The following is a 13411-nucleotide window of genomic DNA, read 5'->3' as shown; positions in this document are numbered from 1 at the left end:
AGTAGAAAAAGATGGTGAACAGCACGGCAGAAAGCGCCAGATTTTGCAGGCGCAGCACGCTGAACATATTCCACTCTAAAGAGAAGTAGCCGTCGAGCGTTCCCGGCAGCGAGCCTACCGCGGGCGCAAACAGCGTTAGCAGCAGCAGGGTAAACAGCGGCGCCAGGGTATTAATCAGGCAAAGCCTGACGCCAATCCCCTGATGTCCGGGATTATAGCGCCACCGGCGGCCCAGCCATCGGCGCGCCAGCCAGCTGCAGACGAGAATCGGCGTCAGCAGCGCCAGCGTGAAGGCCAGCGCCGGCAGCGAGGCGGCGAAAAGAAGACGAAAGGTAATGAAAAAAGCCAGACAGAGCGGAGCCGTCGCCGCGCGGCCAAAGATATAGATGGCCGCGACCGCCAACCCGTAAGGAAGATAACAGAGGTAGACCTGCTGACCAGCGATAAAAAGCGTGGGTGATAAAAAATGGGCAAAAGGCGTGAGGAAAAGCAGCAGCAAAAAAGCCGTCAGGTTCTTTTGCAGCGGGCTGATGGAATGCTCTGACACGGCTTACCCTGGGGTTAAAAAACAGGCGGATTGATTCAGGACGCAATAGTAAAAACTATAAAGCAGCAGCACAAGGAAACAGAAAGTAAAAAAAGCATCAGGCTGTGGCGGCTTATCAAGAAATTGAAATGCAAAACGCATTGAGTTAGCGGAATGGAAATAAGTTGTTGGCGAGGGGTGTTGAAAAAGCCAGCAGCGTTGCGTAAAGGTTATCTACGGTCGAAGAAAAAATACGGCGACGTCTTTTACTGACGCCGCCCAATGTCATCGCTTTTGCGGTCAGGCGGAGAGCATCGCTTCCAGCTGCTCCTGCGCATCAAGCCAGGCCATTTCACAATCTTCCAGCGCAGATTTTGCCGTCGCCTGCTGCTGCAATGCGGCGGTCAGATCCGCTTTACGGCTTTGATCGTAAATAGCGGCGTCGGCCAGCTTCGCTTCCGCCTCGGCCAGCTGAGCGTTAAGCTTCTCCATCTCTTTTTCCAGCTTTTCGATCTGCTTGCGCAGCGGCTGCGTTTGGGCGCGCAGCTCCGCATCGCGTCGCTTCTGATCTTTACGCGCCTGGGCGCTGTTGCCGTTATCCTGTTTCGGTTCGGCATCCTGCTGCGCCTGCTGTTTTTGCAGATCGCTGAGCCACTGCTGGTAGTCGTCCAGGTCGCCAGCGAACGCTTCAACCTTACCGTCATGCACCAAATAAAGATCGTCGGTGGTGGATCGCAGCAGATGACGATCGTGCGACACCACCACCAGCGCGCCTTCGAAATCGATCAGCGCTTCCGTTAACGCCTGGCGCATGTCGAGATCGAGGTGGTTAGTCGGTTCATCAAGCAGCAGCAGGTTCGGACGCTGCCAGACGATCAGCGCCAGTACCAGACGCGCTTTCTCGCCACCGGAGAAACGTTCGGTCGCCTCCGCTACCTTATCGCCCTGAAAGCCGAAACCGCCAAGGTAGTCGCGCAGCTGCTGTTCCGGCAGTTTCGGCGCCTGACGCGCCAGGTGCTGCAACGGCGATTCATCCGCGCGCAGAAACTCCAGCTGATGCTGTGCGAAATAGCCCAGCTGCACCCCTTTGGCGAGGCCGATTTCCCCTTTTTGCGGCGCCAGTTCGCCCGCCAGCAGCTTGATCAGCGTCGATTTGCCAGCGCCGTTGCGGCCCAGCAAACCGATGCGCGAGCCCGGCACCAGGTTCAGCTTGATCGAATCGAGAATCACACGATCGCCATAGCCCGCGGAGACCTTTTCCATATTCAGCAGCGGGTTCGGCAGGTTTTCCGGCGCGCGGAAGCTGAAGCTGAAGGGGTTATCGACGTGCGCTGGCGAGATCAGCTCCATGCGCTCCAGCATTTTGATGCGGCTCTGCGCCTGTTTAGCTTTGCTGGCCTTGGCGCGGAAGCGATCGATATAGCTTTGCAGGTGCGCCACTTTGCGCTGCTGTTGCTCAAACTGCGACTGCTGCTGGGAAAGCCTGGTGGCGCGCTGCTGCTCGAACGAGCTGTAGTTGCCGGTATATTCATACAGGCTTTGCTGCTCGATATGCAGGATTTTGTCCACAACCGGATCGAGAAAGTCGCGGTCGTGGGAGATCAGGATCAGCGTGCCGCTGTAGCTTTTCAGCCAGCGCTCCAGCCAGATAACGGCGTCGAGATCGAGGTGGTTGGTCGGTTCGTCGAGCAGCAACAGGTCGGAACGGCAGATCAGCGCCTGCGCCAGGTTCAAGCGCATGCGCCAGCCGCCGGAGAAGTCGCTGACCGGCCGCTGCAGCTGCTCCTGACTAAAGCCCAAACCGTGAAGCAGGCTGGCGGCGCGCGCCTGTATACTCCAGGCCTGAATCGCGTCCAGCTTGCCGTGCAGTAGCGCAATGGCGTTGCCGTCATTTTTTTCGTTAGCGCGCTGTAATTCGGACTCCAGCTGACGATATTCACGATCGCCGTCAATAACATACTCAATGGCGGCGACCGACAGCGCCGGGGTTTCCTGATTAACCCACGCCAGAGACCAGTTTCCTGGGAAGGTGACGCTGCCTGCATCGGCGCTGAGTTCATTTTTCAATAGCGCCAACAGCGTAGATTTACCACAGCCGTTTTTACCCACCAGTCCCACTTTCTGTCCTGGGTTGATGGTGGCGGTGGCGTTGTCCAGCAGTATGCGGGTGCCACGTCGGATCTGTAACGAGGAGAATACAATCATAAGCGCCGTATTGTCAGAATATGTTAATTTATTGTCATCATAATCAGTCAGGAATCACCGATTCCGTTATGTCGTGCATGGTAGCGGAAAACCCGCATCATGACGACGATTTGGAGGGGAGAGATGTCGCAGCCGCCTAAGGTTTTGCTGCTGTATGCCCATCCGGAATCACAAGATTCGATAGCCAATCGGGTCTTGCTGCAGCCGGCGCAGCAATTATCACACGTTACCGTACACGATCTGTACGCGCACTATCCTGATTTCTTTATCGATATTCACCATGAACAGCAGCTGCTGCGGGAGCATCAAATCATCGTTTTTCAGCATCCCCTTTATACCTATAGTTGCCCGGCGTTGCTGAAAGAGTGGCTGGATCGCGTGCTGTCGCGCGGCTTCGCCAGCGGCCCGGAAGGCAACGCGCTGGAAGGGAAATACTGGCGCAGCGTCGTTACGACCGGTGAGCCGGAGGCGGCCTATCATCAGGACGGGCTTAACCGCTACCCGATGACGGAAATCATGCGTCCCTTCGAGCTGACCGCACAGCTGTGCCGCATGCACTGGCTGGCACCGATGGTGATCTACTGGGCGCGCCGTCAGCCGCCGGAGATGATGAAAACCTACGCGCAGGCTTACGGCGAGTGGCTTTCTTCCCCTTTGCCCTCAGGAGTCGCATAAATGGAAGGACAAACCTTACTGACGGCGGGCGTGGTTTATCTGTTCGCCGCGGTGGTGGCGGTGCCTATCGCCGCCCGCCTGGGTATCGGTGCGGTGTTGGGCTACCTGCTGGCGGGTATCGCCATCGGCCCGTGGGGACTGGGCTTTATCAGCGACGTCGATGAGATCCTGCACTTTTCGGAGCTCGGCGTGGTGTTCCTGATGTTCCTGATCGGCCTGGAGCTAAACCCCTCGAAGCTGTGGGCGCTGCGGCGATCGATCTTCGGCGTCGGCGCCGCGCAGGTGATCTTCAGCGCGGTGGTGCTGGCCGGGCTGTTGCTGCTGACCGACTTCTCCTGGCAGGCGGCGACCATTGGCGGCATTGGATTGGCGATGTCCTCTACGGCGATGGCCTTACAGCTGATGCGCGATAAAGGGATGAACCGCAGCGAAGCGGGTCAGCTCGGCTTTTCGGTGCTGTTGTTTCAGGATTTGGCGGTGATCCCGGCGCTGGCGCTGGTGCCGCTGCTGGCAGGCGCCGACAGCGGCCATACCGACTGGATGAAGATCGGCATGAAGGTATTGGCGTTCGCGGGCATGCTGATTGGCGGACGGCTGCTGCTGCGGCCGATTTTCCGCTATATCGCCGCCTCCGGCGTGCGCGAAGTGTTTACCGCCGCCGCGCTGCTGCTGGTGTTGAGTTCAGCGCTGTTTATGGACGCGCTTGGACTGTCGATGGCGTTGGGCACGTTTATCGCGGGCATCCTGCTGGCGGAAAGTGAATATCGTCACGAGCTGGAAAGCGCAATCGAGCCGTTTAAAGGCTTGCTGCTCGGCCTGTTCTTTATCTCGGTTGGCATGGCGCTTAATTTAGGTGTGCTTTATACGCATCTGCTGGCGGTGCTGGCGGGCGTTCTGGTGCTGGTGGCGGTGAAAACGCTGGTGCTCTATCTGCTGGCGCGCATCTACGGTTTGCGCAGTTCGGAACGTTTACAGTTCGCTGGCGTGCTGAGTCAGGGCGGCGAATTCGCTTTCGTGCTGTTTTCCGCCGCGTCGTCCGCGCATCTGTTCCGTGGCGATCAATTACCGCTGCTGTTGGTAACCGTTACGCTCTCTATGATGACCACGCCGCTGTTGATGCAGGGCGTGGATCGTATTCTGGTGCGCCGCTTTAACGAGCCGGACGAGCAGGCGGAAAAGCCCTGGGTGGATGACGATCAGCCGCAGGTGATCGTGGTCGGCTTTGGCCGCTTCGGTCAGGTGATTGGCCGTCTGCTGATGGCCAACAAAAAGCGCATCACGGTGCTGGAACGGGATATCAGCGCCGTAAGCCTGATGCGGAAATATGGTTATAAAGTATACTATGGAGATGCGACGGAGCTGGAGCTGCTGCGCGCCGCTGGCGCCGCCAGCGCGCAGTCTATCGTGATCACCTGCAACGACCCGGAAGACACGATGAATATCGTGCACCTTTGTCAGCATCACTTCCCTCATCTGCAAATCCTGGCGCGCGCACGCGGACGCGTCGAGGCGCATGAGCTACTGCAGGCGGGGGTAACACAGTTCTCGCGTGAAACCTTTTCCAGCGCGCTGGAGCTGGGCCGCAAGACGCTGATGAGTCTGGGAATGCACCCGCATCAGGCGCACCGCGCGCAGCTGCATTTCCGTCGGCTTGATATGCGTATGCTGCGCGAGCTGATGCCGAACCATACGGACAATGCGCAAATCTCCCGCGTGCGTGAGGCGCGCCGCGAGCTGGAAGATATTTTCCATCGCGAGATGCAGCAGGAAAAACATCAGTTTGACGGCTGGGACGGATCGGAATGAGTCGCGTCGCTCAGGCTGGCAGAGAGCAACTACAGGAAAGAACAATGCGTAAACGTTTTATTGCCGGTGCGGCCTGTCCGCACTGCCAGGAAAAAGACACGCTGGCGATGTGGCGTGAAAATAATGTCGATGTCGTGGAGTGCGTGAAGTGCGGCCATCAGATGCGCGAAGCGGATAAGGAAGTGCGTGATGAACTGCGCAAGCAGGAGCAAATTATCGGGATTTTTCACCCGGAGTAGCGGAACAGCGCAGCTTTTTTTAAGCTTACCCTTACAGCGGCACTGAATTCCGTTACAATCTGCATCGTTAACATTGCCTGCGCGTCTTGCCGCTACGGCACGCAAAGGGTCAGCATCTGGATCTTTCTGGTTGGTGTTATTGCACGCGAAAATAGACCAATGAGTCGGGATCAAAGCTCTCAACGGTTAGGAGATATCATGAAAGTAGCAAAAGACCTGGTGGTCAGCCTGGCTTACCAGGTACGTACAGAAGACGGTGTGTTGGTCGACGAGTCTCCGGTGAGCGCGCCGTTGGACTATCTGCACGGTCATGGTTCCCTGATTTCTGGTCTGGAAAAAGCTCTGGAAAATCATGAAGTCGGCGACAAATTTGATGTGCATATCGCCGCGAATGACGCCTACGGCCAGTATGATGACAACCTGGTGCAGCGCGTACCGAAGGATGTTTTTATGGGCGTGGACGAACTGCAGGTCGGCATGCGTTTTCTGGCGGAAACCGATCAGGGTCCGGTGCCGGTAGAAATCACTGAAGTGGAAGACGATCACGTTGTGGTTGACGGCAATCATATGCTGGCTGGCCAGAACCTGAACTTCCACGTAGAAGTCGTTGCTATCCGCGAAGCGACGCCGGAAGAACTGGCTCACGGCCACGTTCACGGCGAGCATGACCATCACCACGATCACGAGCACGACCATGGCCACAGCCACGGTCAGGGTGGTTGCGGCAACGGCGGCTGCGGCTGCCACTAAGGCGCTCTACGCGGCGCGAAAGCAAAAAAGCATCGGCCAGGCCGGTGCTTTTTTATTAGGCTGGCGCCGACGACAATCAGTAGTGCGGCGGCGGCGTCTCTTCCGACGGATGCGCCATTAGCGACGGCGCTGCGGCCTTCAGCTTATCGATCAGCAGACGGATCTGCTCACGCATTTTGGCCATTTCCATTTCATGCTGAATGACCGTCTGATTAAGCTCTTCAATCGTCTGCTCCTGAAAAGCGAGCTTGCTTTCCAACAGCTCTAACTGTTGCTCAACGCTATTTTGCTGCATAGCCGTTCCTCCTGTTGCGCGTGACCGGATTGCGGTCCGTATAAGAAAAAACCACTTGCCTTCACGCTTAAGTGACCCGATTTTGCCCGCGAAGGTTGAAAAAGCACAGTCTTATCGTCATATCAGTTGAAACTTCCCGACATAAAAAGGATGGGAAGTGGTCTTAAGTTTGCCGGGCGGGCATGATAAGTTGTTCCGCACAGTTATAGTACAGGCCGTATGGTCTGCAACGATTGCCGGGGTGAGAGGCTTCGGTTTTGGAGATAATGGATGAAATCACTGTTTAAAATTACAATGTTAGCCGCCACCATGGCCGCCGCACTCAATGCACCGCTGGCATTGGCAGCAGACTCCGCACCGGCTCAACAGGCTGCACCTCAGGCTCCTAAAAATGCCGCTTTTAAAGATGAAAATCAGCAGTCCGCCTATGCGCTGGGCGCTTCGCTGGGCCGCTATATGGAAAACTCGCTGAAAGAGCAGGAGAAGCTGGGCATTCAGCTGGATAAAGCGCAGCTTATCGCTGGCGTTCAGGATGCGTTTGCGGGCAAAAGCAAACTTTCCGATCAGGAGATCGAGCAGACCCTGCAATCTTTTGAAGGCCGCGTGAAAGGCGCCGCTCAGGCGAAAATGGAAAAAGACGCGAAAGAGAACGCCGACAAGGGCGAAGCTTACGCATCGAAATTCGCTAAGCAGAAAGGCGTGAAGAAAACGGAAAGCGGACTGCTGTATCAGGTAGAGAAAGAGGGCAGCGGCGACGCGCCGAAAGATAGCGACACCGTTGTGGTTAACTATAAAGGCACGCTGATCGACGGTTCTGAGTTCGATAACTCCTACACCCGCGGCGAACCGCTCTCCTTCCGTCTGGACGGCGTGATCCCCGGCTGGACCGAAGGCCTGAAGCACGTCAAGAAAGGCGGCAAAATCAAGCTGGTGATCCCGCCGCAGCTGGCCTACGGCAAAAACGGCGTGCCGGGCATTCCGCCGAACTCTACGCTGGTGTTTGACGTCGAGCTGTTGGATATCAAGCCAGCGCCGAAAGCAGACGAAAAAAACCAGGCGCCGGTCGCAGACGACAAGAGCGCGCAGTAAGATTTCCGCCGCCGCGTTTACGCGGCGGTTTCTCTTTGCATGACGGTCGGCCCTCGACGGGACAAAAATCTGGCATAAGCTGCAGACATTTGCCAGACTAGCGCTGCGCAAATTTGTATGACGAGTCTGCCCTGGCCGCGCTGAGACAGGCTCCAGCCAATTAGGGTAAAGTCTTTCATGTCTAATCCATTCAATCCGGGCGATCTGAGCGATATCGATTTACTCGATCAGCATCCGTTCGACCAAACCGATTACGATATTCTTAAGTCTTACGAGGCTGTCGTGGACGGGCTCGCCATGCTTATCGGTTCGCATTGCGAAATCGTGCTCCATTCGCTGGAAGATTTAAAATGTTCCGCGGTGCGCATCGCCAACGGCGAGCATACTGGCCGTAAAGTCGGCTCACCGATTACCGATCTGGCGCTGCGCATGCTGCATGATATGACCGGGGCGGACAGCAACGTCTCGCGCGCCTATTTCACCCGCGCGAAAAGCGGCGTACTGATGAAATCAGTGACGATCGCTATCCGCAATCGTCAGCAACGCGTGATAGGCCTGCTCTGCATCAACATGAACCTTGATGTGCCGTTCTCGCAAATTATGTCGACCTTTATGCCGCCGGAGACGCCGGATGTCGCTTCGCAGGTTAACTTCGCCTCCTCTGTAGAGGATCTGGTGACACAGACGCTGGAATTCACCATTGAAGAGGTGAGCGCCGATCGCAACGTAGCGAATAACATGAAGAACCGCCAGATTGTGCTGAACCTCTATGAGAAAGGCATTTTTGATATCAAGGACGCCATCAATCAGGTGGCCGACCGGCTTAATATTTCCAAACACACGGTCTATCTCTATATCCGCCAGTTTAAGAGCGGCGATACAGGGCAGGAGCGGTGATGCGTTACACGCTGTTGGTGACCGGACCGGCTTATGGTACGCAGCAGGCGAGCAGCGCGCTGCTGTTCGCCCACGCTTTAATGGCGGCGGGTCATCAGCTGTCGAGCGTCTTCTTTTATCGCGAAGGCGTGCTTAACGGCAATCAGCTGACGGCGCCGGCCAGCGACGAGTTCGATCTGGTACGTGCCTGGCAGGCCTTGCAACAGCAGGGCGTGACGCTGAACATTTGCGTTGCGGCCGCGTTGCGGCGCGGCGTGACCGATGAGCAGGAGGCGGCCAGCCTGGGATTGCCTGCGGCCAATCTGCAGCCGGGATTCCAGCTGGCAGGCCTCGGCGCGCTGGCGGAAGCGGCGTTGACCAGTGACAGAGTGGTGCAGTTTTAATGAAGTCGATCGCCTTTGTGTTTACGCGCGCGCCTCACGGCAGCAGTAGCGGACGAGAAGGGCTGGATGCCGCGCTGGCGACTGCCGCCGTCTGCGAACAGGTATCGCTGTTTTTTATCGGCGACGGCGTGCTGCAGCTGACTGCCGGGCAGCAGCCGGAGAAAGTGCTGGCGCGTAACTATATCGCTACCTTCGGCGTGCTGCCGTTGTATGACGTCGAGGCGTGCTACCTCTGCGCGCAGTCGCTGGCTGAACGCGGCCTGACGGCGGAAAGCCAACGGGTGCTGGACGCCGAGGTGCTGGAGAGCGACGCGCTGCGTGCCCGGCTCACCGAAGCGGACCACATCCTGACTTTTTAAAGGAGCGAGAATGCTGCATACGCTGGCCAGTTCCCCTTTCCAGTGCGATTACACATTGCTGCTGCGCATGTTGCGGCCGGAAGACGACGTGCTGTTGATGCAGGATGGCGTGCTGGCGGGCCTGCAGGGCAGCCGGATGCTGACGCCGCTGTTGAACGCGCCTGTACGGGTTTGGGCGCTGGGCGACGACCTGGCGGCGCGTGGTTTGTCTGCTCAAATTTCACCCAAAATCACGGTGATTGACTATAATGATTTCGTTACGCTAACGATAAATCATAAGCAGCAAATGCCCTGGTGAGCATAAGACGCTGGTTATTTCTTGACACCTTTTCTGCTCAGCCCTAAAATTCTGCGTCCTCGTATTAATACGAGGCGATTTATTACGTGTTTACGAAGCAAAAGCTAAATCCAGGAGCTATTTAATGGCAACAGTTAACCAGCTGGTTCGCAAACCGCGCGTACGCAAAGTTGCTAAAAGCAACGTGCCGGCGCTGGAAGCTTGCCCGCAAAAACGTGGTGTTTGTACTCGTGTGTACACCACCACTCCGAAAAAACCGAACTCCGCACTGCGTAAAGTATGCCGTGTGCGTTTAACCAACGGTTTCGAAGTGACTTCCTACATTGGTGGCGAAGGCCACAACCTGCAGGAACACTCCGTAATCCTGATCCGTGGCGGTCGTGTTAAAGACCTGCCAGGTGTGCGTTACCACACCGTTCGTGGCGCGCTTGACTGCTCTGGTGTTAAAGACCGTAAGCAGGCTCGCTCCAAGTATGGCGTGAAGAAGCCAAAGGCTTAATGGTTCTCCGTTAAGTAAGGCCAAACGTTTTAACTTAAATGTCAAACTAAACTCGTAGAGTTTTGGACAATCCTGAATTATCAACGGAGTATTTCCATGCCACGTCGTCGCGTCATTGGTCAACGTAAAATCCTGCCGGATCCGAAATTCGGATCTGAGCTGCTGGCCAAATTTGTAAATATCCTGATGGTAGATGGTAAAAAATCTACTGCTGAAGCAATCGTGTATACCGCGCTGGAGACCCTGGCTCAGCGTTCTGGTAAAACCGAACTGGAAGCTTTCGAAGTCGCTCTCGACAACGTACGTCCGACTGTAGAAGTTAAGTCACGTCGCGTTGGCGGTTCAACTTATCAGGTACCAGTTGAAGTCCGTCCGGTCCGTCGTAATGCCCTGGCAATGCGTTGGATCGTAGAAGCTGCTCGTAAACGCGGTGATAAATCGATGGCTCTGCGCCTGGCGAACGAACTTTCTGATGCTGCTGAGAACAAAGGTACTGCAGTGAAGAAACGTGAAGACGTTCACCGTATGGCCGAAGCCAACAAGGCGTTCGCTCACTACCGCTGGTAATAACCACGTAGTTATTGTTAACCCAGCGGGCGCTCAATTAGCCAACCCGCTGGGGCTGACTTATTTTGAACGTCCGAGAATCAGAGGAATCAAATGGCTCGTACAACACCCATTGCACGTTACCGTAACATCGGTATCAGTGCTCACATCGACGCCGGTAAGACCACGACCACCGAGCGTATCCTGTTCTACACCGGTGTTAACCACAAAATCGGTGAAGTGCATGATGGCGCTGCGACCATGGACTGGATGGCGCAGGAGCAAGAGCGTGGTATTACCATTACTTCTGCTGCGACCACCGCGTTCTGGTCTGGTATGGCCAAACAGTTTGAGCCGCACCGCATCAACATCATCGACACCCCGGGACACGTTGACTTCACCATCGAAGTAGAACGTTCCATGCGTGTTCTTGATGGCGCAGTGATGGTTTACTGTGCGGTTGGTGGTGTTCAGCCGCAGTCTGAGACCGTATGGCGTCAGGCTAACAAATATAAAGTTCCGCGCATCGCGTTCGTTAACAAAATGGACCGCATGGGCGCCAACTTCCTGAAAGTTGTTGGTCAGATCAAAACCCGTCTGGGCGCAAACCCGGTTCCTCTGCAGCTGGCTATCGGCGCGGAAGAGAAATTTACCGGCGTTGTTGACCTGATCAAAATGAAAGCCATCAACTGGAACGATGCAGACCAGGGCGTAACCTTCGAATACGAAGATATCCCGGCTGACATGGTTGACCTGGCTGAAGAATGGCATCAGAACCTGATCGAATCTGCGGCTGAAGCTTCTGAAGAGCTGATGGAGAAATACCTCGGCGGCGAAGAGCTGACTGAAGAAGAGATCAAGAAAGCACTGCGTCAGCGCGTGCTGAACAATGAGATCATCCTGGTTACCTGTGGTTCTGCATTTAAGAACAAAGGTGTTCAGGCGATGCTGGATGCAGTGGTTGAGTTCCTGCCAGCACCGACCGACGTACCGGCTATCAAAGGTATGCTGGACGACGGTAAAGATACTCCGGCAGAGCGTCACTCTGACGATAAAGAGCCGTTCTCTGCTCTGGCGTTCAAAATCGCGAACGACCCGTTCGTAGGTAACCTGACCTTCTTCCGCGTTTATTCTGGCGTGGTGAACTCAGGCGATACCGTACTGAACTCTGTGAAATCACAGCGTGAGCGTTTTGGCCGTATCGTACAGATGCACGCCAACAAACGTGAAGAGATCAAAGAAGTTCGCGCGGGCGACATCGCTGCGGCGATCGGTCTGAAAGACGTGATCACCGGCGACACCCTGTGCGATCCGAACAACCCGATCATCCTGGAACGTATGGAATTCCCGGAGCCGGTTATCTCTATCGCGGTTGAACCGAAAACCAAAGCTGACCAGGAAAAAATGGGTCTGGCTCTGGGTCGTCTGGCGAAAGAAGACCCGTCATTCCGCGTATGGACTGACGAAGAATCTAACCAGACCATCATCGCTGGTATGGGCGAACTGCACCTCGACATCATCGTTGACCGTATGAAACGCGAGTTCAACGTTGAAGCGAACGTCGGTAAGCCGCAGGTTGCTTATCGCGAAACTATCCGCGACACCATCAAGGATGTCGAAGGTAAACACGCGAAACAGTCTGGTGGTCGCGGTCAGTACGGTCACGTTGTGATCGACCTGTATCCGCTGGAGCCGGGCGGCAAAGGTTACGAATTTGTCAACGACATCAAAGGCGGTGTAATTCCTGGCGAATACATCCCGGCTGTTGACAAAGGTATCCAGGAGCAGCTGAAATCTGGTCCGCTGGCTGGTTATCCGGTAGTTGATCTGGGCGTTCGTCTGCACTTCGGTTCTTACCACGATGTGGACTCCTCTGAACTGGCGTTTAAACTGGCTGCATCTCTGGCGTTTAAAGACGGCTTTAAGAAAGCGAAGCCTGTTCTGCTTGAGCCGATCATGAAGGTTGAAGTTGAAACGCCGGAAGAGAACATGGGTGACGTAATCGGTGACCTGAACCGTCGTCGCGGCATCATCGAAGGTATGGATGACACCGCTACCGGTAAAACCGTTCGCGCTCAGGTACCGCTGTCTGAAATGTTCGGTTATGCTACTGACCTGCGTTCTCAGACCCAGGGCCGTGCTTCTTACTCCATGGAGTTCTTGAAGTACGCGGAAGCGCCGAACAACGTCGCTCAGGCCGTTATTGAAGCTCGTAGCAAATAAGCTACGGTTTTAGAATAGTGAACAGATGCCCTCATCAAGGATGAGGGCATAACAGTAAGGAATATCGCCATGGCGAAAGAGCAATTTCAGCGTAACAAACCGCACGTTAACGTTGGTACTATCGGCCACGTTGACCACGGTAAAACCACTCTGACCGCAGCTATCACCACCGTTCTGTCTAAAACTTACGGTGGCCAGGCTCGTGCGTTCGATCAGATCGATAACGCGCCGGAAGAGAAGGCACGTGGTATCACCATCAACACCTCTCACGTTGAGTATGAAACCCCGTCTCGTCACTACGCGCACGTTGACTGCCCGGGCCACGCCGACTACGTGAAAAACATGATCACCGGTGCTGCTCAGATGGACGGCGCTATCCTGGTTGTTGCTGCGACTGACGGCCCGATGCCGCAGACCCGTGAGCACATCCTGCTGGGTCGTCAGGTTGGCGTTCCGTACATCATCGTGTTCCTGAACAAGTGTGACATGGTTGATGACGAAGAGCTGCTGGAACTGGTTGAGATGGAAGTGCGTGACCTGCTGTCTCAGTACGACTTCCCGGGCGACGACACTCCGATCGTTCGCGGTTCCGCGCTGAAAGCGCTGGAAGGCGACGCTGAG

General features: G+C 55.7%; 16 protein-coding genes. 13 read left to right on the top strand and 3 right to left on the bottom strand.

Features of this window, described 5'->3' with window-relative positions; all coding sequences use genetic code 11:
- The coding region (locus MYY08_RS14290; protein WP_288014663.1) for an MASE1 domain-containing protein at positions 1 to 547 on the bottom strand (547 nt) is incomplete at its 3' end.
- A 279-nt stretch (positions 548 to 826) separates the two neighbouring features.
- Positions 827 to 2731 (bottom strand): ABC transporter ATP-binding protein, encoded by a 1905-nt coding sequence (locus MYY08_RS14285; protein WP_084970192.1) that lies wholly within the window; start codon positions 2729 to 2731, stop codon positions 827 to 829.
- Between the two features lie 123 nt (positions 2732 to 2854).
- Between MYY08_RS14285 and kefG the strand changes: the two genes are divergently transcribed.
- From kefG to slyD, 4 genes are all read left to right on the top strand, one after another.
- Complete coding sequence (kefG, locus tag MYY08_RS14280; RefSeq protein ID WP_038629738.1) at positions 2855 to 3406, top strand: glutathione-regulated potassium-efflux system ancillary protein KefG; 552 nt, start codon at positions 2855 to 2857, stop codon at positions 3404 to 3406.
- Positions 3407 to 5212 carry a glutathione-regulated potassium-efflux system protein KefB gene (kefB, locus tag MYY08_RS14275; protein WP_038629739.1) on the top strand — a complete coding sequence of 602 codons (1806 nt, stop codon included), beginning with the start codon at positions 3407 to 3409 and terminating at the stop codon, positions 5210 to 5212. It abuts the gene before it with no gap.
- 44 nt (positions 5213 to 5256) lie between these two features.
- Positions 5257 to 5451 (top strand): YheV family putative zinc ribbon protein, encoded by a 195-nt coding sequence (locus MYY08_RS14270; protein WP_288014661.1) that lies wholly within the window; start codon positions 5257 to 5259, stop codon positions 5449 to 5451.
- Between the two features lie 198 nt (positions 5452 to 5649).
- Positions 5650 to 6201 carry a peptidylprolyl isomerase gene (gene slyD, locus MYY08_RS14265; RefSeq protein WP_288014659.1) on the top strand — a complete coding sequence of 184 codons (552 nt, stop codon included), beginning with the start codon at positions 5650 to 5652 and terminating at the stop codon, positions 6199 to 6201.
- Positions 6202 to 6277: 76 nt separating this feature from the next.
- On the opposite strand, the gene MYY08_RS14260 is transcribed toward slyD, so the two are convergent.
- Positions 6278 to 6496 (bottom strand): SlyX family protein, encoded by a 219-nt coding sequence (locus tag MYY08_RS14260; RefSeq protein WP_038629742.1) that lies wholly within the window; start codon positions 6494 to 6496, stop codon positions 6278 to 6280.
- A 270-nt stretch (positions 6497 to 6766) separates the two neighbouring features.
- Between MYY08_RS14260 and fkpA the strand changes: the two genes are divergently transcribed.
- From fkpA to MYY08_RS14215, 9 genes are all read left to right on the top strand, one after another.
- Complete coding sequence (fkpA, locus tag MYY08_RS14255; RefSeq protein ID WP_288014657.1) at positions 6767 to 7585, top strand: FKBP-type peptidyl-prolyl cis-trans isomerase; 819 nt, start codon at positions 6767 to 6769, stop codon at positions 7583 to 7585.
- A gap of 177 nt (positions 7586 to 7762) precedes the next feature.
- A complete protein-coding gene (locus tag MYY08_RS14250; RefSeq protein WP_038629744.1) occupies positions 7763 to 8482 on the top strand; it encodes a helix-turn-helix transcriptional regulator in 720 nt (239 codons plus the stop codon).
- A complete protein-coding gene (tusD, locus tag MYY08_RS14245) occupies positions 8482 to 8865 on the top strand; it encodes a sulfurtransferase complex subunit TusD (protein WP_190296415.1) in 384 nt (127 codons plus the stop codon). Before MYY08_RS14250 ends, tusD begins: the two co-directional genes overlap by 1 nt.
- The gene (gene tusC, locus MYY08_RS14240) at positions 8865 to 9224 is read left to right on the top strand and encodes a sulfurtransferase complex subunit TusC (protein ID WP_190296416.1); all 360 of its coding nucleotides are present in this window, start codon (positions 8865 to 8867) and stop codon (positions 9222 to 9224) included. Before tusD ends, tusC begins: the two co-directional genes overlap by 1 nt.
- Before the next feature lie 10 nt (positions 9225 to 9234).
- Complete coding sequence (gene tusB / locus MYY08_RS14235) at positions 9235 to 9522, top strand: sulfurtransferase complex subunit TusB (protein WP_038629747.1); 288 nt, start codon at positions 9235 to 9237, stop codon at positions 9520 to 9522.
- Positions 9523 to 9646: 124 nt separating this feature from the next.
- Positions 9647 to 10021, top strand: a complete 375-nt coding sequence (rpsL, locus tag MYY08_RS14230) for a 30S ribosomal protein S12 (protein ID WP_003852912.1) — start codon at positions 9647 to 9649, stop codon at positions 10019 to 10021.
- A gap of 96 nt (positions 10022 to 10117) precedes the next feature.
- On the top strand, positions 10118 to 10588 hold the full coding sequence (gene rpsG, locus MYY08_RS14225) for a 30S ribosomal protein S7 (protein WP_038629748.1): 471 nt from the start codon (positions 10118 to 10120) through the stop codon (positions 10586 to 10588).
- A gap of 93 nt (positions 10589 to 10681) precedes the next feature.
- Positions 10682 to 12790, top strand: coding sequence for an elongation factor G (gene fusA, locus MYY08_RS14220; RefSeq protein WP_038629749.1), 2109 nt, complete (start codon positions 10682 to 10684; stop codon positions 12788 to 12790).
- A 69-nt stretch (positions 12791 to 12859) separates the two neighbouring features.
- A partial coding sequence (locus tag MYY08_RS14215) for a GTP-binding protein (RefSeq protein ID WP_288014654.1) occupies positions 12860 to 13411 on the top strand: 552 nt, incomplete at its 3' end.

The sequence above is a fragment of the Mixta sp. genome, assembly GCF_024610815.1.
Lineage (GTDB): Bacteria > Pseudomonadota > Gammaproteobacteria > Enterobacterales > Enterobacteriaceae > Mixta > Mixta calida.
Note: the sequence above shows the minus strand (reverse complement) of the source record. Positions and strands in the feature narration are given on the sequence as shown.